Source organism: Shewanella sp. 5S214, from assembly GCF_041439795.1.
GTDB classification, from domain to species: Bacteria; Pseudomonadota; Gammaproteobacteria; order Enterobacterales; family Shewanellaceae; genus Shewanella; species Shewanella vesiculosa.
In genome coordinates, this window is the sequence record NZ_JBGOOV010000028.1 from 24,781 (window position 1) to 45,127 (window position 20,347).

The 20,347-nt window shown below is 40.4% G+C and carries 19 protein-coding genes; 14 read left to right on the plus strand and 5 right to left on the minus strand.

All coding sequences use genetic code 11. From position 1 onward, the window contains the following. Nucleotides 1-108 precede the first annotated feature (108 nt). The 5 genes from can to ACED29_RS16885 all read left to right on the plus strand — a co-directional run bounded on the left by can (nt 109) and on the right by ACED29_RS16885 (nt 4,363). On the plus strand, nt 109-735 hold the full coding sequence (gene can / locus ACED29_RS16865) for a carbonate dehydratase (protein WP_124015924.1): 627 nt from the start codon (nt 109-111) through the stop codon (nt 733-735). A 169-nt stretch (nt 736-904) separates the two neighbouring features. Further along, nucleotides 905-2,089, plus strand: a complete 1,185-nt coding sequence (kdnA, locus tag ACED29_RS16870; RefSeq protein WP_124015923.1) for an 8-amino-3,8-dideoxy-alpha-D-manno-octulosonate transaminase KdnA — start codon at nt 905-907, stop codon at nt 2,087-2,089. Between the two features lie 71 nt (nt 2,090-2,160). Then, nucleotides 2,161-3,231 carry a 3-deoxy-alpha-D-manno-octulosonate 8-oxidase KdnB gene (kdnB, locus tag ACED29_RS16875; protein WP_371698157.1) on the plus strand — a complete coding sequence of 357 codons (1,071 nt, stop codon included), beginning with the start codon at nt 2,161-2,163 and terminating at the stop codon, nt 3,229-3,231. Between the two features lie 87 nt (nt 3,232-3,318). Beyond that, on the plus strand, nt 3,319-4,056 hold the full coding sequence (gene kdsB, locus ACED29_RS16880) for an 8-amino-3,8-dideoxy-manno-octulosonate cytidylyltransferase KdsB (protein ID WP_124015921.1): 738 nt from the start codon (nt 3,319-3,321) through the stop codon (nt 4,054-4,056). A gap of 73 nt (nt 4,057-4,129) precedes the next feature. Then, a complete protein-coding gene (locus ACED29_RS16885) occupies nt 4,130-4,363 on the plus strand; it encodes a DUF2897 family protein (RefSeq protein ID WP_182697169.1) in 234 nt (77 codons plus the stop codon). A gap of 151 nt (nt 4,364-4,514) precedes the next feature. Here ACED29_RS16885 and ACED29_RS16890 read toward each other — a convergent pair whose 3' ends face one another. Both ACED29_RS16890 and ACED29_RS16895 read right to left on the minus strand, forming a co-directional pair. Next, a complete protein-coding gene (locus tag ACED29_RS16890) occupies nt 4,515-5,597 on the minus strand; it encodes an AI-2E family transporter (RefSeq protein WP_124015919.1) in 1,083 nt (360 codons plus the stop codon). A 25-nt stretch (nt 5,598-5,622) separates the two neighbouring features. Next, nucleotides 5,623-5,844 carry a sulfurtransferase TusA family protein gene (locus ACED29_RS16895; RefSeq protein ID WP_124015918.1) on the minus strand — a complete coding sequence of 74 codons (222 nt, stop codon included), beginning with the start codon at nt 5,842-5,844 and terminating at the stop codon, nt 5,623-5,625. Nucleotides 5,845-6,007: 163 nt separating this feature from the next. Between ACED29_RS16895 and ACED29_RS16900 the strand changes: the two genes are divergently transcribed. The 4 genes from ACED29_RS16900 (at nt 6,008) to ACED29_RS16915 (ending at nt 10,383) form a co-directional block, all read left to right on the plus strand. Next, a complete protein-coding gene (locus tag ACED29_RS16900) occupies nt 6,008-7,441 on the plus strand; it encodes a M48 family metalloprotease (protein ID WP_371698171.1) in 1,434 nt (477 codons plus the stop codon). A 97-nt stretch (nt 7,442-7,538) separates the two neighbouring features. After that, a complete protein-coding gene (arsC, locus tag ACED29_RS16905; RefSeq protein WP_182742647.1) occupies nt 7,539-7,895 on the plus strand; it encodes an arsenate reductase (glutaredoxin) in 357 nt (118 codons plus the stop codon). 11 nt (nt 7,896-7,906) lie between these two features. Beyond that, nucleotides 7,907-8,284, plus strand: coding sequence for a DUF2069 domain-containing protein (locus tag ACED29_RS16910; RefSeq protein WP_124015915.1), 378 nt, complete (start codon nt 7,907-7,909; stop codon nt 8,282-8,284). A 149-nt stretch (nt 8,285-8,433) separates the two neighbouring features. Then, nucleotides 8,434-10,383 carry a hypothetical protein gene (locus ACED29_RS16915; protein WP_371698158.1) on the plus strand — a complete coding sequence of 650 codons (1,950 nt, stop codon included), beginning with the start codon at nt 8,434-8,436 and terminating at the stop codon, nt 10,381-10,383. Between the two features lie 95 nt (nt 10,384-10,478). On the opposite strand, the gene hda is transcribed toward ACED29_RS16915, so the two are convergent. Next, nucleotides 10,479-11,189: a DnaA inactivator Hda gene (gene hda, locus ACED29_RS16920; protein ID WP_124015913.1), complete on the minus strand. Its 711-nt coding sequence runs from the start codon at nt 11,187-11,189 to the stop codon at nt 10,479-10,481. 154 nt (nt 11,190-11,343) lie between these two features. Continuing rightward, nucleotides 11,344-12,441 (minus strand): DUF2066 domain-containing protein, encoded by a 1,098-nt coding sequence (locus ACED29_RS16925; RefSeq protein WP_371698159.1) that lies wholly within the window; start codon nt 12,439-12,441, stop codon nt 11,344-11,346. A gap of 238 nt (nt 12,442-12,679) precedes the next feature. Here ACED29_RS16925 and ACED29_RS16930 point away from each other — a divergent pair, with 238 nt between their 5' ends. Beyond that, on the plus strand, nt 12,680-13,909 hold the full coding sequence (locus ACED29_RS16930) for a uracil-xanthine permease family protein (RefSeq protein WP_124015911.1): 1,230 nt from the start codon (nt 12,680-12,682) through the stop codon (nt 13,907-13,909). Between the two features lie 110 nt (nt 13,910-14,019). Here ACED29_RS16930 and grxD read toward each other — a convergent pair whose 3' ends face one another. Next, a complete protein-coding gene (gene grxD, locus ACED29_RS16935) occupies nt 14,020-14,361 on the minus strand; it encodes a Grx4 family monothiol glutaredoxin (protein WP_011637214.1) in 342 nt (113 codons plus the stop codon). A gap of 232 nt (nt 14,362-14,593) precedes the next feature. On the opposite strand from grxD, the gene sodB reads away from it, so the two are divergent. The 4 genes from sodB to ACED29_RS16955 all read left to right on the plus strand — a co-directional run bounded on the left by sodB (nt 14,594) and on the right by ACED29_RS16955 (nt 20,261). Beyond that, nucleotides 14,594-15,178: a superoxide dismutase [Fe] gene (gene sodB / locus ACED29_RS16940; protein WP_124015910.1), complete on the plus strand. Its 585-nt coding sequence runs from the start codon at nt 14,594-14,596 to the stop codon at nt 15,176-15,178. Between the two features lie 298 nt (nt 15,179-15,476). Then, nucleotides 15,477-17,411 (plus strand): PrkA family serine protein kinase, encoded by a 1,935-nt coding sequence (locus ACED29_RS16945; protein WP_371698160.1) that lies wholly within the window; start codon nt 15,477-15,479, stop codon nt 17,409-17,411. 63 nt (nt 17,412-17,474) lie between these two features. After that, a complete protein-coding gene (locus ACED29_RS16950) occupies nt 17,475-18,740 on the plus strand; it encodes a YeaH/YhbH family protein (protein WP_371698161.1) in 1,266 nt (421 codons plus the stop codon). Nucleotides 18,741-18,749: 9 nt separating this feature from the next. Continuing rightward, on the plus strand, nt 18,750-20,261 hold the full coding sequence (locus tag ACED29_RS16955; RefSeq protein ID WP_371698162.1) for a SpoVR family protein: 1,512 nt from the start codon (nt 18,750-18,752) through the stop codon (nt 20,259-20,261). Nucleotides 20,262-20,347: the final 86 nt, after the last annotated feature.

Genomic DNA, 20,347 nt, shown 5'->3' on the forward strand with positions numbered 1-20,347 from the left:
ACATCAATGGATAGACCAGATCGATAGGCATTGCTGATATACTCGTAACAAAATGACATATAGCCTGTAATGACTTACAGGTTTAAAAACGACCTAATTCGAGCATCAATGAAACTTCTTAAACCATTATTTGATAATAATCGCCGTTGGGCAGAACGGATCAGTAGAGAAGATCCTACCTTTTTTGCTCAACTGGCAAAGCAGCAAAACCCAGAGTACTTGTGGATTGGATGCTCAGATAGCCGTGTGCCATCAAACCAAATTATCGACCTCCTGCCCGGTGAAGTATTTGTTCACCGTAACATTGCTAACATGGTTATTCACACTGATTTAAATTGCTTATCTGTATTGCAATATGCTGTTGATGTGCTGAAAGTAAAGCACATAATGGTTGTTGGTCATTACGGCTGCGGTGGTGTTAGGGCTGCAATGAATAAAGAACGATTAGGTTTAATTGACAATTGGCTTGGTCATTTACGCGACATATACCGTATTCATCAAGACGACCTTGAATCAATGACTGAGCAACAACGTTTTGATCGTCTGTGTGAGCTTAATGTCATCGAACAAGTGTCAAATGTGGTATCGACTAATATCGTTCAAGAAGCCTGGGATCGTGGTCAAGAAGTCGCAATACACGGTTGGATTTATGGGATTGATAACGGATTGCTTACTGATTTAGACGTGACCATTGACCGTACAAATGGCCGTGTTAATGGGCAAAATCTAGCATAACTGTTTAATCTATCTTCATCTGCTGTTTTAATTGGCCTGTTATTTAGCAGGCCTTTGTTTATTGTTATTAAAAATATGCAATAAAAGTCGCGAACCACTACTGAAGAACGTTATAATCAAGCCGTTTATTTAGCGCTACTATGCGCAGAATTTTTAGGAGATGATTTCCATGCCTGGTTTTGAATTATTTGGTCCTGAGGAAAAGCAGGAAGTTGCTGATGTAATGGAGAACGGTTTTACCTTCCGTTATAACTTCGACCATATGCGCAATGATCGCTGGAAAACCCGCGACATGGAGCAACTACTTTGCGAAAAGATGAACGTAAAACACGCTCATTTAGTATCAAGTGGTACTGCTGCATTACAAACTGCAATGGCAGCAGCAGGCGTTGGTGCTGGTGATGAAGTTATTGTGCCTCCATTTACCTTTGTCGCCTCTGTTGAAGCCGTGTTTATGGCCGGTGCTGTGCCTATTTTTGCTGAAATTGACGAAACATTATGTTTATCTCCAGAGGGCATTGAAGCCGTTATCACACCACGAACCAAGGCAATAAACCTTGTTCATATGTGCGGCTCTATGGCGAAAATGGACGAAATCAAAGCCGTGTGTAAGAAGCACAACTTAGTGATTTTAGAAGACGCATGTCAAGCTATCGGCGGCAGTTATAAAGGTCAAGCATTAGGTACAATTGGTGATGTGGGTTGTTACTCTTTTGACTCAGTCAAAACCATCACCTGTGGTGAAGGTGGCGCAATTGTCACTAACAACAGCGATATTTATAACCATTCGCACATGTTTTCTGACCATGGTCATGACCACGTCGGCAGTGATCGTGGTGCAGAATCACATCCTATTATGGGGTTGAATTTCCGTATTTCTGAAATGAATGCAGCCATGGGTTTAGCGCAATTACGTAAGCTTGATAAAATCATTGCCATTCAGCGTAAAAACAAAAAAACCATCAAAGATGCTATGGCTTCTATTGCCGAAATCACTTTCCGTGAAATTCCTGATCCTGAAGGCGATTCTGCTGGCTTCTTAACATTTATGATGCCAACAGAAGCGCGTACCCAAGAAATTAACCAAAAGCTGGCTGCCAACAAAGTTGATGGCTGTTTTTACTGGTATGTTAACAACTGGCATTACCTTAAAAACTGGAAGCACATCCAAGAACTCAAAGCACCGGCGGCGTTACCGATCATGCTAATTGCTGATCGCCCAGATTATACTAAGGTGCTGACACCTAAGTCTGACGCTATCATGAGCCGCACAATTTCTATGCTGATCAAGTTATCTTGGACAGATGAGCAAATTGCTGAGCGTATTGAAAACATCAAACGTGCTTTTGCCTAGTCTAAACACCTCTGAGCCTGTAATGGCTCAGAGCACTTTTTACAGTACTTATCTCAATGGAGACTGTTGTAATGAGTTTTAAAAATTTTAAATGCGTACCAAAAATGATTTTCGGCCGTGGCTCATTCGTGCAACTTGATGTTGTACTAGGTCAAGAACGCAAAGAAGCTAACGATTTTGTGGTCTTTTTAGTTGATGATGTTCACCAAGGTAAGCCACTGGCTGACCGCGTACCAACTAAAGCACACGACTTACTGATTTATGTCAACGTAGATGATGAGCCCACCACCGAACAAGTTGATGGATTAACGGCTCAAGTTAAAGCCTTTAACACGACATTGCCTGTAAGCGTAGTCGGTTTAGGTGGCGGTTCAACCATGGATTTAGCTAAAGCGGTATCGTTAATGCTAACTAACCCAGGCAGTTCTTCAGAATACCAAGGTTGGGATTTAATTAAAAATCCTGCTGTACACCATATTGGTATTCCAACCGTCTCTGGTACGGGTGCTGAAGCATCTCGTACAGCAGTATTGTGCGGTCCGGTGCGTAAACTCGGACTAAACTCTGACTACACTGTATTTGATCAAATCATTATGGACTCTGAACTTATTGTCGGAGTGCCGACTGATCAATGGTTCTATACTGGTATGGATTGCTTTATCCATTGTGTTGAATCATTACAGGGGACTTATTTAAATGAGTTCGCTAAAGCATTCGCTGAAAAATCGATGGATTTATGCCGTCAGGTGTTCTTAGACGACCACGCAGAAAAAGATGACAAGCTAATGATGGCATCTTATATGGGCGGTATGAGCATTGCTTATAGTCAAGTGGGGGCATGTCATGCGGTGTCTTACGGCTTAGGTTATGTGCTGGGCTATCATCACGGCATTGGTAACTGTTTAGCTTTTAATGTGTTAGAAGAATTCTACCCAGAAGGCGTAACTGAATTCCGTAAAATGATGAAAATTCATAACATCACTTTACCTAAAAACATCTGTAAAGACTTACCGGATGAGACTATCGCTAAGATGGTTGCTGTGACCAAGAGCATGGGCCCACTTTGGGACAACGTGTATGGTAAAGGCTGGGAAGAAAAAGTTACCGACGAAATGCTGACTAAGTTGTTCCGTCGTATATAATACACGATAGATTCAATCATAAAGGGCTCTTATGAGCCCTTTTATTTATTGTCTACACCATAATCACTACACAAATAGGTCATATTAATGAACGTTACTCTATTAATCCCGGCACGTTATGGTTCAAGCCGTTTCCCGGGCAAGCCGCTGGCCCCGATTAATGGTAAACCCATGATCCAACATGTTTACGAACGTGCTTCTTTAGCCAAAGGAGTCGATAATATTTATGTTGCCACTGATGATGACCGCATTAAACACGCGGTAGAATCTTTTGGCGGTAAAGTTGTTATGACTAGCCCTGAAGCAGCTTCTGGGACCGATCGTATTAATGATGCTATTGAGCAACTGGGTCTTAGCGATGACGATTTAGTGATTAATTTACAAGGTGATCAGCCACTGATTGATCCTATCTCAATTGAGCAAATCATTAGCCTATTTGAACGTCATCCTGGTGAGTTTGAAATGGCGACGTTAGGATTTGAAATTGTCGATAAAAGAGAACTAGATGACCCAATGCACGTTAAAATGGTCTTTGATAATGACTATAATGCATTGTATTTCTCACGGGCTCGGATTCCTTTTGGCCGTGATACCAACGACTACCCTGTCTATAAACACTTAGGTGTTTATGCTTACACAAAACGTTTTGTGAATGCCTTTGCTAAGTTACCTTTAGGTAGACTTGAAGATCTGGAAAAATTAGAGCAGCTTCGCGCTCTTGAATACGGCCATAAAATTAAAATTGCTATCAGCGCATTTGACTCACCAGAAGTTGATACCCCTGAAGATATTCGCAAATGCGAATTGCGCTTAGCTGTCGACTAACTAACATGTGTTAATCTAGTCTGAGTACTAAAGCAATAAGGCGATAAATACTAAGGTTAAACAGGAGTTTTCCATGAGTTTAGAAGGTTATGAAGTATGGCTAATTATTATTTTAGTCATCGGGATTATCGCGAGTAATATTGCAGTATTAAAATATTCAGCCAAATTTAAGATGCCTCAGTTTGGAGCACAAAAAGACAGCGCCGATAAAACTGCACCTAAAGACAGCTCACAACAAGCAACTGATAAACTTAATCAACAACCTTCTAGCGAAGACGATATAGACAGTAAAGATAAGCCCCTATAGTGCGAATACAATAACGTCATCTAAGCGCGGTTTTCCTGCACCGCATACTGCTATTTTCATCGTTCATCAGCACAGCGTACTTAGTCCATAAAAAAAGCTAACACCATAACGGGTTAGCTTTTTTTCTCACTAAATTGAGGATCTTCAGGGATTATTCACTGTCGAACGAGACTCGTTGTTGCTGTTGGTTATTGGGCCAGGCATTGATGACCGCTTTAACTAATGATGCCAGCGGTATTGCGAAGAACACGCCCCATACCCCCCATAAGCCACCGAAGACTAATACAGCCGCAATGATCATTACCGGATGTAAATCAACGGCATCAGAGAACAATAACGGTACCAAAACATTACCGTCCAACGCCTGAATAATGCCATAACCTAACATTAAATAACCAAATTCAGCACTAAAGCCCCATTGGAAAAATGCCACTAACGCAATCGGTAAGGTCACCAATGTTGCCCCGACATAAGGGATCAACACAGATAATCCGGTCAACACGCCAAGTAACGCAGAATAACTTAGCCCCATAATCGCAAAGAAAATATAACTGGCTACGCCAACAATAACAATTTCAATTACTTTGCCACGAATATAGTTAAAAATTTGCTGATCCATTTCAAACCACACTTTTCGCGCTAAACCGCGGTTAGTGGGAAAAAATCGTTTACTACCATTTATCAAATAATCTTTATCTTTCAAAAAGAAAAATACCAACAATGGTACTAAAATGGCGTACACCATTAACACCAGTAATGACGCTGAATAACCAAGAATTTGTTTACCTAAATCAATAATATGCTGCGTATCGAGCATCTTTTTGATTTCTTCCATCATTGAATCAAGCTGCGGAGCACTGATAAATTGAGGGTAATCGGCACTAAATTCTCTAACCAGCAACATACCCTTATCGATCATAGAAGGTAAATCAGTTACCAATGACACCCCTTGGCGCCATATACTGGGCACTAAACCAAACATCAAAATAATCATTAAGCCTAAAAACACCACCAAGACGATTGACGCCGCCATCGTTCTGCTTATACCCAATCGCGACATTTGTGCTACTGGCCATTCAAGTAAAAAGGCTAGTACCAAAGCAACGAGCAATGGCGCAAGCAGACCAGAACCAAAGTATAATGCCAAACCAATTCCCACAATAATAAACACTAAGGTGATGGCTTGCGGGTCACTAAAACGGGTTTTGCACCAATCAGTTAAAAATTCCAGCATTGAAGAACCTTATATATATACAATTTCAATTTGTTTTGGTGATGATAAATGATAAACAGTGCGGTTGATCAGCAATGATTTCAATATCAAAACCCATTTTTTTTATCAACAAGGGAACATCTCGGCGTGAACCGGGGTCTGATAACAGTACATGTAATTTTTCATCTACATCCATGTGCCTCAGTAAAAGTTTTACTTTTACCAAAGGATAGGGACAAACATAAGGTGTTAAATCAATTAAAATCATTATCAACTTGCTTTAAACAATCTAGGGCTATTATCCTAGCTTGAACAATAAACCACAAGCAATGTAACTTAAGCAAACTTGTTGGTTAAGCTTAAATTTTCAATTCAATCATCATTAAAGGTTTCGCTTGAGCAAATTATCATTATCGACCTTTTCAAAAACACTGGCCGCGAGCGCAATTAGCGTACTATTTGCCGCCAGTATTGGCCACAGTTTTGCAAATAATGATCTTCCAGATCTGGGTACGGCTGCAGTTAATACCTTTAGTTTAGAAAAAGAAACCGTTTACGGTGACGCATACATGCGGGTTATTCGTTCTTCTGCCCCCGTATTAAGTGATCCGGTGCTAAGTCAGTATTTATCAGAACTGGGCAATAAGCTGGTTGCTAATGCTACAGGAGTCAAAACACCGTTTTATTTCTTTTTACTGCGCAATGATGAAATTAACGCATTTGCATTTTTCGGTGGTCATGTTGGCGTTCATACTGGCTTATTTTTAAATGCTGACAACGAAAGTGAATTGGCATCAGTACTTGCACACGAAATTACTCACGTAACTCAACGTCATCTTGCGCGCTCACTTGAAGCACAAGAGAAAAGTTCTACGGCTACGATTGTGGGTATGTTAGGCGCTATTTTATTAACCATAGCAGCCCCTCAAGCAGGTATGGCTGCACTAGCGACAACCCAAGCACTGTCAACACAAGCAAAAATTAACTATACCCGCTCAAATGAGCAAGAGGCCGACCGTATTGGCATGCAAACTCTTGTTGATGCAGGGTTTGATCCCAATGCTGCCGCCACATTTTTCGGTCAGCTGGCTATTCGTTATCGTTTTACCACCACCCCACCACAAATGTTACTGACGCATCCATTACCAGAGTCTCGAATTACAGAAGCCCGTAACCGTGCGGCTCAATACGCTAAACGATATGTACCTAACAGCCTTAACTTTCAATTAGCCAAAGCGCGTATCCAAGTGCGTTTTTCAAGTTTAAGTGACGATGCGGCATTATCTTTATTTGAACAACAACTCAAAAAGAATGAATATACTTTTAAAGAAGCGGCTCTCTACGGCAAAGCACTAGCACTTTTCCGTTTACAGAAATTTGATCAAGCTGAGGCCATCATTGATGACTTGCTTAAACAAGATGACAATAATTTGTTTTATATCGATACAAAAACAGATTTATTAGATCAGAAAAAAGACTATTCAAATGCCATCGCATTATTAGAAGCGCAGCGGAAAATAAAACCAACTTCACAGGTGATCAATACTAACTTAGCCAATATTTATGTGCAGGCTGATCAGCCCCAAAAAGCCATTCCGCTTTTAGAGGAACTGATATTTTTCGATAAGCAGAATATGCTGCCTTATCAAATTATGGCTGATGCGTACCGCAAGTTAGATAACAAAGCCCTCGAGTATTACAGTAATGCTGAATTTATGGCCTTATCAGCTAACTACAAGGGAGCGATTGACCAACTCAACTATGCTTATCGCTATTCAGATGGTAAAACCTTACAACTGGCAAGAATTGAAGCAAGAATAAGACAATTTAGACAAGCTGATAGGGAAATGGAGGCGTTAAAGTAGCCGCAATAACTTAACCTTTCAAGCCATTCTTTGATAGAATGATGGCAAACAATAAATGAATTTATTGTTTGCCATTTTTTAATGACGGACTCTAAACATGACAACCGCAAAAACAATTATTTACCATAACCCGCGCTGCTCAAAAAGCCGTGAAACCTTAGCATTACTGCAGGCTAATAACGCCGATATCACAGTCGTTGAATATTTAAAGACGCCGCCATCCGCCACGGAAATACAGACCATATTACAGCTTCTGGGTTTAACGGCGCGCCAGCTAATGCGAACCAAAGAAGATGAATATAAAAGCCAATACTTAGCAGATGCATCCTTATCAGAAGCGCACCTTATTGCTGCTATGGTAGCAACACCTAAGTTAATTGAACGCCCAATTGTGCTAGCCAACAACAAAGCTGCTATTGGCCGTCCTCCTGAAAATGTTTTGTCTATTCTGTAACGAGTACCATAATGACTTCCCAAACCTTGTTTCAACTAAGCCGAATCGGTTACCTTGCGTTACTCCTACTGCTTAGCGGTTGGTTTATTCAACAAGGCATCAATGGCACCTATTCGCTAGGGTTCAGCTTAATATGGATTGTACCTTTATTATTTCCGCTAAAAGGTATTTTAACTGGTAATCCTTATACTTATGCATGGGCCAGCTTTATTCTGTGTGTGTATTTATTGCATGGCTTAACCCTGGCTTACATCACTACCGATGCGTTTGTGTTTGCGGTGATTGAATCAGTACTGATTGGCATTCTATTAATCACTTTTCCATTTTATGCCCGCAAGCGAGGTAGAGAGCTAGGATTAGGGCTAAAGAAAAAGTCTGAGCAACAATAAACCACCTTTATTTTTGTTGTTTATCTAAGCGCTTTCGGGCGCTTTTTTGTTGATTGCATTTAAACAAGACAGCATGCGACATTTATTCGTTAACAAGATGTTGCATAGTGTGTTTTTTAATAACAACAAAATAATCATGGAGTTGTTTAATGACGTTATCGCGAAAATTAGGGCCCTACAGCCTTTTAGCCTGTGCGATGTTAGTTAGCGCATGCGGAGGAGACTCAAACAATAACGATCAAGGTACGCCTACCTCATCCGCTTTCGAAATTTGCAGTGAAAATATCACTTACTCTATTGCCGACACAAACTCTCAACTGACTTTTATTGTTGAACACCATTATGCCAAAGACAAACCCGGTAGCATTATTGCCAATCTCAATCAACAAGACAGTATTGGTAAAACATTTTTGTGGCAGCAGATTTCAGGACCAAGCCTTGAACTAACAGCAGTCAATAGCCAAGTTTTAGCATTCACACCGACAAGTAACCAAGATTACGCTTTTAAGGTGACGGTCTCTGGCGATAACATCAGTATTGAAGAAACGGTATCCATTACTGCCGATTCAGCTGACAATATTTTACGTATTAACAGCGATCATCAAATGGTCAATAGAACTGATGCGAGTTTACGTATACAGAATATTAACGGCCAAGTACCTGAAAATATTAGCTGGTGCATGTATCCTAGTGATAATAATAAAGCCTTTACTAACGTGGATTTAAGTGACATTACTAGGCCACTGTTTGTTGCGCCAAACGTCGATACCGATCAACTCTTCAGTCTTAAAGCCACGGCCTCATTTGATGGCCAAACGATCAGTGATGACGTCAATTTACTCGTAACCAAAGAAAAAGCGGCCCCAGCGGACGCCTACTTCAGTTACCCCGTTGCACGAACGCACGCTTACAAGCCTGACTCACCTTATGCTAACCAACTGGCCTCTTGTGTTTACTCGAATCAATTCGTTGAGCCATGCAATATTATTAATGTGCTGCCCTTCATTAGCCAAGATACTAATCCAGACCCGATTGATGCTATTATGGACAGAGTACTCGTTTCACACGACTGGATGGCAGCAAACTTTGAAGCCTATTTACGGGCACAAACTCACAATGATTTTGTAGAATTGCTGCAATCAGTGACTGCTATCGTCATCAGTTACGATATTAGACCGGCCTTTTATACTGGTTATATAGGAGCAATATATTTAGACCCTGAATACCTGTGGCTAACTTCTGCTCAGCGAGATACGATTAATGAAACGCCTGATTATCGTAGCAACTTTGGTGAAGAGCTTAATTATCTCTCGCCATATCGTTATGTCAAAAACAACGATTATGCTGGTCAATATATAGAAATAGGCAATCGTACTAACCGTACCATGGAGAATATGTCTTCTAATCTAGCCAGGCTCTTATATCACGAACTTGCTCATGCAAATGATTATTACCCACAAAGCATACATGCCAATATTCAAGGTCCAACCTTAAAAGAAGAATATCAACGTCGTTATGAGGCTAATGCGATGACCTCTGATCAACTCAACATCCGCTACCCATTAACCAGTACTGAGATGTATGGTCTTGCAAACGTTAATTACGCTGGCGAGTCAGCAAATAATACCCAAAAAGCTTATACACCAAGTGACGTCGCACAATTTTTTGCCAACGATCTTGCCAACGATGACTATGCTTATTCATCAACACGAGAAGATGCAGCGATGCTATTTGAAGAAGTGATGATGAGCCATCGATATGGTATTTTGCGTGATATCGCGATTACTGACAAACCAGAAGTTGCCACAAGTTCAACCATTGTGGTTGAATGGGGTCAGCGCGGCCGTATCGGCCAACCTGAGTTATATGATCGTGCCAGCTATGTTGTGAGCCAAATGTTACCTGCAATAGGGGTAACACAAGTGATGGATGGTTTGCCTGCACCTGTGGCGTTAGTTAACGGTCTGAGTTGGGCACAAAATTTAGTGCTAACAACTGATCCATCAAAATCATCACAGAAAGTCTCATCACAAGCTGAACAAAGTGCTGTTGACTCACGACCATTACAATTTAGTGGCAATGATCATCTGCAGCAATAAGTCATTAACTCACTAAAAAAAAACGCCAAATGAATTCATTTGGCGTTTTTATTATCTAATAGGATAGACTGACAACGATAATTTTTTATAAGGAATTATAGTCTAAGCATCTCTTTTATAAATGGAATAGTCAGTTTTCGCTGATGTACCATAGAGGCTTTATCGAGTTTATCGAGCACATCAAACAAGGTGCGTAAATCACGAGCCATACGAGTGAGTAAAAAACGCCCTACTTCATCAGATAACTGCAAGCCACGCATTGCCGCACGGCGTTGTAATGCAAGCAGTTTTTCATCATCAGCCATAGGTTGCAGTTGATATATGAGTCCCCACTGCATTCGAGAAACCAAATCGGGCAGTAAAAAACCCGTTTCTGAAGGTGAAGCTTTACCGCTCACAATCAAACGACAATCTTGTTGCTCTGCAATACGATTATACAAATGAAAAATGGCTTCTTCCCATACAGGGTGACCCGCTATCGCTTCAACATCGTCAATACAAATCAAGTCAAGCGATTCTAGGCCCTCAAACAAGGCCGGAGAAATACTTGCGTGAATGCCAAGTGGGATATACAAAGTACGGCGGTCTAAGTCGTTAGCATGTGCGCAAGCAGCATGCATTAAATGTGTTCTGCCTGACTTTTCGGGACCATAAAGATATAAAGAAGAAGCCAAGGATCCCTCAGCACTGGCTTGAAGTTTTTGGATCAACTCGTCATTACCCGAAGCGGGGTAATAACTCTGAAAAGTTTCATCGTCAGGTAAATAAACGGGTAAAGATAATTGTCTTGGTGAGTTTTGTGTCACTCAGATAGGTCTCAAAATCATAAACGAACTAACATCATTATACCTAAGTGAGTCCATTATGCGAATATAGGCAATAAGCCTCAACATAAAGATGCCTCAGATACAGCATTTCACGCTATACGATAAAACAGTATAGCGCACCGATTGATCATACTTATTGACCCAACCATTGATAAATCAGCTTAGGTTTAGTGTTGTCAGTAGTTGACTCATAAAATGAATCGACACTGCCCACAGTATCTAATTGTGATAAGCGACTATCAATATTAAGCAACCGCTGTAAATCATCTAAATTACTAAACAAGTCAATAGTATAGGTGGCAGAGTCGCCCTTAAACTGGCTTAATGTTATCGACTTAACGGCACTAAGCTGACGAAGGTAACGTTCAACATTCACCACTTGAGTCATATTGTTTAATCCGGTAAATCTGACTTGTGTTGTAAGGTCACCGCCTGTAGAAGCAATAGCATATTGACTAATATAATAATCCGCCAGAATACTCATCATACTTTTGGTTGCTTGTTGATAATCGGTGGCATCACCTTGTTGAGAAATTAAAGCCACCAACACACCATTAGTTCTGTTTTTATCGAATAACTTAATGCTGTAATGTAGGTTGCTACCTTGGGTATCAATATTGGCAACAGCAAAGTAATCAGCTTGGTAACGGGTTGATGCTTTGGCTAATACATCGGTAAACATACCACGCACATCAGTAATGCTCACTTGCATAACATCATCTAAATCCATAATAGGCAACAATAATGGAATGCCTTTATTATTAGACTCTTGGGCTAAATCAGTACGTATATCTGTGGCCGAATCATCAGCTAAAATAGTTTGCTGATTATTTTCATCAACGGATATCCACAACAAGGTTAATGGCCGCTGGCTCCCCCAAACAGGTAAACCGGCTTCGCGTAATGTTGAAATCACCCGCTGATGGTCAAAACTGGCTTTGAGCATCAACTCACCATTTGACTCATAATAACCATACTGAGTCAAAATGACCTCAGGAGCATTAATTTGAGCTTTAACTAGGGGGTGAAGCACCACACTAGGTAAACCAGAATTTTTCAAGAAAACAGCAGCTAATGCCTCTTTTAGCGCATTATCTTTAACATCATTTGCACGTGAACTCACCGCAATATCGGCTTCATCTAACTTGCCGACTTCAGCAGCATACACATTCGCAATAGAGGTTAATGCAATTATCGGTAACACAATGAGATTAATTAGTTTTTTCAGCATCAGATAACATAAACGCAGCAAATATAAGTAAACAAATTATATCATAATAAAATTCTATCGAGTAATGGATAACGAAAACTCTTTTTTACTACTGCCAAATTGACCCTATATTGTAGCCATATCAAATAACATTAATCGCTACAGCGTCCTCAAAGTTGTTATGCATATGATGGCTTTTATGTGACAATTCGCGCCGTTTGAGCACACGCTAACTTTCTAAATACTGATGGAGAACAATATGAAACGCGTGTTAATTCCGCTACAGGGCGCACAAATGTTATTTGTCGCTTTTGGTGCGCTTGTACTAATGCCGTTATTGACGGGTTTAGATACCAGTGTCGCCTTATTTACAGCCGGTTTCGGTACCCTTCTGTTTCAATTAGTCACTAAACGCCAAGTTCCTGTATTTCTCGCTTCTTCCTTTGCCTTTATCGCCCCCATTTTATATGGCGTGCAAACATGGGGGATTCCAGCCACCATGGGTGGTTTAATGGCTGCTGGCGCAGTTTACATGCTACTTGGGCTAACGGTAAAACTGCGCGGCACAGGATTTATTCATACCCTGTTACCCCCAGTGGTTGTCGGCCCAGTAATTATGATCATCGGTTTAGGCTTAGCGCCAGTCGCTGTCAATATGGCATTAGGTAAAAGTGGTGATGGTAGCTTAGTCATCGTTGAGCCCAATATTGCCCTAATAATTTCTCTTTCAGCCTTAACGACTACCATAATCGTGGCGATTTTTGCTAAAGGATTAGTTCGTTTAATGCCTATTCTGGCCGGTATTTTAGTCGGCTATGGCACTAGCTTAGCCTTTGGTGTTGTTGATTTTACGCCCGTAAGTGAAGCCGCTTGGTTAGCTATGCCAAACTTTGTTGCCCCAGAGTTTAACTGGCAAGCTATTTTATTTATGATCCCAGTGGCCATTGCGCCTGCCGTTGAACACATTGGTGATATTTTGGCTATTTCAAATGTGACAGGTAAAGATTATTTTAAAAAGCCTGGCTTACATCGCACCCTGACTGGTGACGGTATTGCCACGATTGCTGCAGCAGCATTGGGTGGTCCACCTAACACCACATACAGTGAAGTAACTGGCGCGGTGACACTCACTAAAAGTTTTGACCCTCGCATTATGACGTGGACAGCGATTACCGCAATTACCTTAGCTTTTGTTGGCAAACTGGGCGCCATGATGCAAACAATTCCCGTTCCCGTCATGGGTGGCATAATGTGCCTACTCTTTGGCTCAATTGCCGCAGTGGGATTAAACACCCTAATTCGTCATCAAGTCGATTTGTCTGAACCCCGTAATCTCAGTATTGTTGGGGTAACGTTAGTGTTCGGCATTGGTGGCATGGCATTTGGCATTGGCTCATTTAGTTTAACCGGTATCAGCTTATGCGGGATTGTGGCTATTTTGATGAACTTGATTTTACCAGCGATAAAAAAACCACCAACTGAGGCATAACCTCTTTAACATAGAAGCTGCTTAATCAGTAAGGCGCTATAAAAAAGCCCCAATCGCAAATTGCGATTGGGGCTTTTTAATCAGTGCATTAAACACTCAATCAATACTCATTACTCTGCAGCGTCTTCGGTGCGAAATTTATCAGCAGTCGCTTTAATGATTGGCTGAAGTTCACCTTTTTGGAACATTTCAGTGATGATGTCACAACCACCAATCAACTCGCCTTCAACCCATAGCTGTGGGAATGTTGGCCAGTTAGCAAATTTGGGTAGTTCAGCACGAATATCTGGGTGCTGTAAAATATCTACGAAGGCAAATTGTTCACCACAATTGATCATCACTTGAGCAACTTGAGATGAAAATCCACAGCTTGGTAGCTTAGGTGAACCTTTCATGTACACAATAATTGGGTTTTCGCTAATTTGCTGTTTAATCTTTTCTACAGTTTCCATTGGATTTCCTAAGTACGACGAATGAACACATAACGACTATTGTACGACACCTAGACAAAGAACAAAATGCCACAGTTTGTAGGGTTTATCTAAAATCCATTAAATAGCTACAGCAATCCAGATAATTCCCAAACAATGATTCACATCACAAAAATAATCAGTACAATAGAAGTAGAGCAATGTTACCTGATTGGTAAACAAAACGATAACCTGAATCCATGGAGAGATACTAATGGCTTTCGAACTACCAGCTTTACCTTATGCAAAGAACGCACTTGAACCACACATTTCTCAAGAAACCATTGAGTTCCATTATGGTAAGCATCACAACACTTACGTGGTAAAACTAAACGGTTTAGTTGAAGGAACTGAATTTGCTAACAAGACGCTAGAAGAAGTTGTTAAAACTTCAACTGGTGGTATGTTCAACAACGCCGCTCAAGTTTGGAACCACACTTTTTACTGGAACTGTTTAGCGCCTAACGCTGGCGGCGAAGCAACTGGCGATATCGCTGCTGCTATCAATGCATCTTTTGGTTCTTTTGAAGAATTCAAAGCTAAATTTACCGATTCTGCAGTCAACAACTTCGGTAGTGCTTGGACTTGGTTAGTTAAAAAAGCTGACGGTTCATTAGCCATTGTTAACACCAGTAATGCTGCTACACCGTTAACAGATGAATCAGTGACTATTTTATTAACTGTAGACGTATGGGAACATGCTTACTACGTTGATTACCGTAACGCACGTCCAGAGTATTTAGCGCACTTCTGGCAACTTGTTAACTGGGAATTTGTTAACAAGAACTTTGCTGCTTAATCTTCATTAGCTGCAAAAAACTAAAGGAGCCTTTTGGCTCCTTTTTTTAAATCTTTTCTTGCCACAAAGCATGACTCACATCACACTTCTATTTTTGCAACTATTGCAAATGCTACTGTTTGTCTTTGTTTTTATTTAATTTATTTTCCATTAAAACTTCGCCAAGTCATTTACCCTGTCCTACACTTTACTCGTAAAGCCTAATATTGCGCTAATTGGTCCAGTAATATAGTTAAACCATTGCGTTAACCACAGAGGCGTTTTACGTAATACAACTGCATGTTTTGAGGGGGTTATTATGGGTATTTTTGAGCATTATCAACAACGATATCAACAAAAACGCGACGAAGAATATACCTTGGAGCAATTTCTTGATATTTGTAAACAAGACAAAAGTGCCTATGTATCTGCTGCCGAACGCTTATTAATGGCCATTGGTGAACCGCAGATTATCGACACAGCAAAAAATCCTGTCTTAAGCCGTATTTTTTCTAATCGTGTTATTGCAAGCTATCCAGCATTCAAAGACTTTTATGGTATGGAGGACGCGATTGAACAGATTGTGGCTTATTTAAAGCATTCTGCTCAAGGCTTAGAAGAATCAAAACAAATTTTGTATCTTCTCGGTCCTGTTGGTGGCGGTAAATCGTCCATTGCCGAAAAACTCAAGGTACTTATGCAGCATGTGCCTATTTACATACTAAGTGCTGATGGGGTTCGTAGTCCGGTTAACGACCATCCTTTTTGCTTGTTTGATCCCGAAGAAGACAGTCAGTTACTGAACAATGAATACCAGATCCCCAGTCGTTATATCAAAACAATCATGTCTCCATGGGCAGTAAAACGTTTACACCAATACGGTGGCGATATTTCAAAGTTCAAAGTAGTAAAAGTGTATCCATCGGTGCTAGACCAAATCGGCATTGCTAAAACAGAACCCGGTGATGAAAACAACCAAGATATTTCAGCTTTAGTCGGTAAAGTCGATATTCGTCAATTAGAGCATTTCTCACAAGATGATGCTGATGCCTATGCCTACTCAGGTGCATTATGCAGAGCAAACCAAGGCTTAATGGAATTTGTCGAAATGTTTAAGGCACCAATTAAGGTGTTACATCCATTATTGACTGCAACCCAGGAAGGTAATTACAACAGTACTGAGGGCTTATCAGCATTACCGTACAACGGCATTATTTTAGCCCATTCGAATGAATCAGAATGGTCAACGTTTAGAAATAATAAAAACAATGAAGCATTTTTAGATCGCGTCTATATCGTCAAAGTGCCCTACTGCTTGAGGGTTTCTGAAGAAATGGCGATATACCAAAAACTATTAGCCAATTCAGAATTATCAAACGCATCTTGTGCCCCTGGCACCTTAGAAACATTGGCACAATTTAGTGTGCTCTCTCGCTTAAAAGCACCGGATAACTCATCTATTTATTCCAAGATGCGTGTATACAATGGTGAAAGCTTAAAAGATACCGACCCAAAAGCAAAGTCCTACCAAGAATATCGTGACTACGCTGGCGTAGATGAAGGAATGCAAGGACTATCCACCCGCTTTGCCTTTAAAATTCTATCCAGAGTGTTTAACTTTGACAGTGCAGAAATAGCCGCAAATCCAGTGCACTTATTTTATGTACTCGAAAAACAAATTGAGCAAGAACAATTTCCGAATGAAATAAGTGAAAAATATTTAGAGTTCCTTAAAGGTTATTTAATCCCTAAGTATGTTGAATTTATTGGCAAGGAAATACAAACCGCTTACCTTGAGTCCTATTCAGAATACGGCCAAAATATTTTTGACCGCTATGTTACTTATGCCGATTTTTGGATTCAAGATCAAGAATATCGAGATCCCGAAACCGGACAGCTGTTCGATCGTGGGGCACTCAATGCAGAGCTGGAAAAAATAGAAAAACCTGCTGGAATTAGTAATCCAAAAGACTTCCGTAATGAGATTGTTAACTTTGTTCTGCGAGCTCGCGCCAACAATGAAGGCAATAATCCGTTGTGGACCAGTTATGAAAAATTACGCGTTGTGATAGAGAAAAAAATGTTTTCTAACACTGAGGATTTACTGCCTGTGATTTCATTTAACGGCAAAACATCCAATGACGATCAGCGTAAGCATGACGATTTTGTTAATCGTATGATGGAAAAAGGCTACACCAAAAAACAAGTCAGATTATTGTCAGAATGGTATTTACGAGTGCGCAAATCATCGTAAAACGCCAGGTTGGCAGAGTCAGCCCTTGTTGACTTTGCCATGAATTAGACTTGGGAGAGGCGTATGGCAAATTTTATTGATAGACGACTCAATGCAAAAGGAAAAAGCACCGTCAATCGGCAGCGTTTTATTGAGCGCTATAAAAAACAAATCAAAAAAGCTGTCGGAGAAGCAGTCACTCGTCGCAGTGTTACTGATATTGATAAAGGTGAACAGATTAGCATTCCAACTCGAGACCTTAGTGAACCAGTTTTCAGACAAGGTCAAGGTGGCAAAAGGGATCGAGTACACCCTGGGAATGATCAATTTAATCGCGGTGACCAAGTTCAACGACCTAAATCTGGCCAAGGCGGTTCTGGGCAAGGTGATGCATCAAATAGCGGTGACGGTGATGATGATTTTGTATTTACTATCTCAAAAGACGAATATCTAGAGTTACTGTTCGACGATCTCGAACTGCCTAATTTACAAAAAAATCAGCTAAATAAATTAGTTGAATATCAAACCTATCGTGCGGGATTTACCAATGATGGCGTGCCCGCTAACATTAATATTGTCAGATCGTTGCGTTCATCTTTGGCGAGACGAATTGCCATGAGCGGTGGCAAAAATAAAGCGCTACAGGCATTGGAAGCCGAACTTGTCATGCTGGAGGACACGCCAGGTGCTCAAGCAGAAAGAATTTTAGCCATAAAGGAACAGATATTATTACTCAAGCAGCAAATCGCAAAAGTACCTTTTATCGATACTTTTGATTTGCGCTTTAACAACTATGCCAAACGTGAAATCCCTTCTAGCCAAGCGGTAATGTTTTGTCTGATGGATGTATCTGGATCAATGGATCAAGAAACCAAAGATATGGCTAAGCGTTTCTATATATTACTTTACCTCTTCCTAACGCGCAGTTATCAAAATCTGGAGGTGGTGTATATTCGTCATCATACACAGGCTAAAGAAGTCGACGAACATGAGTTTTTTTACTCACAAGAAACTGGCGGGACTATCGTATCAAGTGCATTAAAGCTAATGCATGAAATACAGCAAGCACGCTACCCAGAAAATGAATGGAATATTTATGCCGCTCAAGCCTCTGACGGTGATAATTGGGCCGATGACTCGCCTGCCTGCTATGAGATTTTAGCAAAACATATTTTGCCAAAGGTTCGCTATTTTAGTTACATAGAAATAACCCATCGCGCTCATCAGACGTTATGGCACCAATATGAGAAACTGCAACAGCAATTTGACAACATTGCAGTACAGAATATTACCCACGTAGAAGACATATACCCAGTATTTCGTGAACTCTTTAAAAAACAAGCTATGTAGGGGGTGATCATGGTGAATATAAAACGTAGCCCATTAGATGATGGACCCGAGTGGACATTTGACTTACTGCAACAATATCAACATGAAATTGAAAATGCAGCGACATTTTTTAAACTTGAAACTTACCCAAATCAAATTGAAATTATTACTGCTGAACAAATGATGGATGCCTATGCTGGCATTGGTATGCCCATTGGTTATACCCACTGGTCATTTGGCAAGCGATTTATCCAAACAGAGCAAGGCTATAAGCGTGGCCAGATGGGATTGGCATACGAAATTGTGATTAATTCAAACCCATGTATTGCCTATTTAATGGAAGAAAATACCATTACCATGCAAGCATTAGTCATGGCGCACGCTTGTTATGGTCATAATAGTTTTTTTAAAAATAACTATTTATTCGATACTTGGACCGATGCAAGCTCGATTATCGATTATTTAGTCTTTGCTAAAAATTATATCCGCGAATGTGAGTTACGTTATGGGGTTGAACAAGTTGAGTTAATTCTCGACTCCTGTCATGCATTGATGAATTACGGTGTTGACCGCTATAAACGTCCAGCAGAAGTGTCACTGAAGCAAGAGCAAGAAAAACAGCAGCAACGCGAAGATTATTTACAGAGCCAAGTCAATGACTTGTGGCGAACTCTGCCAACATCACCACAAAAAGAAACGCCAGAAACAAGTACTATTTTCCCAAGTGAGCCCCAAGAAAACATTCTATATTTTATTGAAAAAAATGCCCCATTACTGGCTTCATGGCAACGTGAATTAGTCCGAATTGTTCGTAAAATGGCGCAATATTTTTATCCACAAAAACAAACTCAAGTGATGAATGAAGGTTGGGCGACATTTTGGCATTACACCATACTCAATCATTTATACGATAATGGTAAAGTCACTGACCGTTTTATGATGGAGTTTTTGCAAAATCATACTGCTGTGGTTGCGCAACCTGCCTACAATAGCCCTTACTATAATGGCATAAACCCTTATGCCTTAGGTTTTGCAATGTTTGTCGATATAAAACGAATTTGCCAAACACCAACCGATGAAGATAAAAAGTGGTTTCCCGACATTGCCGGCAGCGATTGGCTTGAAACGGTTCACTTTGCGATGAAGCACTTTAAAGATGAGAGTTTTATTAGCCAATATTTATCACCAAAAGTGATCCGTGATTTTAAATTATTTGCTATTTTAGACGATGAAAAACGCAGCCAACTTTCCATTTCGGCCATTCATGATGAGCAAGGTTATCAAGATATCCGCAACACTCTGTCACAACAATATAATTTATCCAATATAGAACCCAATATTCAGGTGCAACAAGTGCAAGTGAATGGCGATCGTTCTATCACCTTACGCTACATCCCCTATGACAGCATCCCACTTGCAGATAACCATCAAGAGATGTTGAAGCATCTACATCGGCTATGGGGTTTCAATGTCAGCTTAGAGCAAGTAGACGATGTAGGTATTGTGAGGATATTATCAAGCTGTCCTGAAGCGACGGTATAAAAAAAGCCAATCGACTTGATTGGCTTTTCAAATTGAAATTCAATATCCGAGGTAAATAAATCGGTATTCTCATTTAACGATAAATG

Excerpts from the sequence above, each read along its gene's own strand:
- kdnA (WP_124015923.1), top strand. The coding sequence starts at position 905 with ATGCCTGGTTTTGAATTATTTGGTCCTGAGGAAAAGCAGGAAGTTGCT.
- ACED29_RS16930 (WP_124015911.1), top strand. The coding sequence starts at position 12,680 with ATGAAACGCGTGTTAATTCCGCTACAGGGCGCACAAATGTTATTTGTC.
- ACED29_RS16950 (WP_371698161.1), top strand. The coding sequence starts at position 17,475 with ATGGCAAATTTTATTGATAGACGACTCAATGCAAAAGGAAAAAGCACC.
- grxD (WP_011637214.1), bottom strand. The coding sequence starts at position 14,361 with ATGGAAACTGTAGAAAAGATTAAACAGCAAATTAGCGAAAACCCAATT.
- kdsB (WP_124015921.1), top strand. The coding sequence starts at position 3,319 with ATGAACGTTACTCTATTAATCCCGGCACGTTATGGTTCAAGCCGTTTC.
- ACED29_RS16955 (WP_371698162.1), top strand. The coding sequence starts at position 18,750 with ATGGTGAATATAAAACGTAGCCCATTAGATGATGGACCCGAGTGGACA.
- ACED29_RS16945 (WP_371698160.1), top strand. The coding sequence starts at position 15,477 with ATGGGTATTTTTGAGCATTATCAACAACGATATCAACAAAAACGCGAC.
- ACED29_RS16885 (WP_182697169.1), top strand. The coding sequence starts at position 4,130 with ATGAGTTTAGAAGGTTATGAAGTATGGCTAATTATTATTTTAGTCATC.
- sodB (WP_124015910.1), top strand. The coding sequence starts at position 14,594 with ATGGCTTTCGAACTACCAGCTTTACCTTATGCAAAGAACGCACTTGAA.
- ACED29_RS16915 (WP_371698158.1), top strand. The coding sequence starts at position 8,434 with ATGACGTTATCGCGAAAATTAGGGCCCTACAGCCTTTTAGCCTGTGCG.
- ACED29_RS16895 (WP_124015918.1), bottom strand. The coding sequence starts at position 5,844 with ATGATTTTAATTGATTTAACACCTTATGTTTGTCCCTATCCTTTGGTA.
- can (WP_124015924.1), top strand. The coding sequence starts at position 109 with ATGAAACTTCTTAAACCATTATTTGATAATAATCGCCGTTGGGCAGAA.
- ACED29_RS16890 (WP_124015919.1), bottom strand. The coding sequence starts at position 5,597 with ATGCTGGAATTTTTAACTGATTGGTGCAAAACCCGTTTTAGTGACCCG.
- kdnB (WP_371698157.1), top strand. The coding sequence starts at position 2,161 with ATGAGTTTTAAAAATTTTAAATGCGTACCAAAAATGATTTTCGGCCGT.
- arsC (WP_182742647.1), top strand. The coding sequence starts at position 7,539 with ATGACAACCGCAAAAACAATTATTTACCATAACCCGCGCTGCTCAAAA.
- ACED29_RS16925 (WP_371698159.1), bottom strand. The coding sequence starts at position 12,441 with ATGCTGAAAAAACTAATTAATCTCATTGTGTTACCGATAATTGCATTA.
- ACED29_RS16910 (WP_124015915.1), top strand. The coding sequence starts at position 7,907 with ATGACTTCCCAAACCTTGTTTCAACTAAGCCGAATCGGTTACCTTGCG.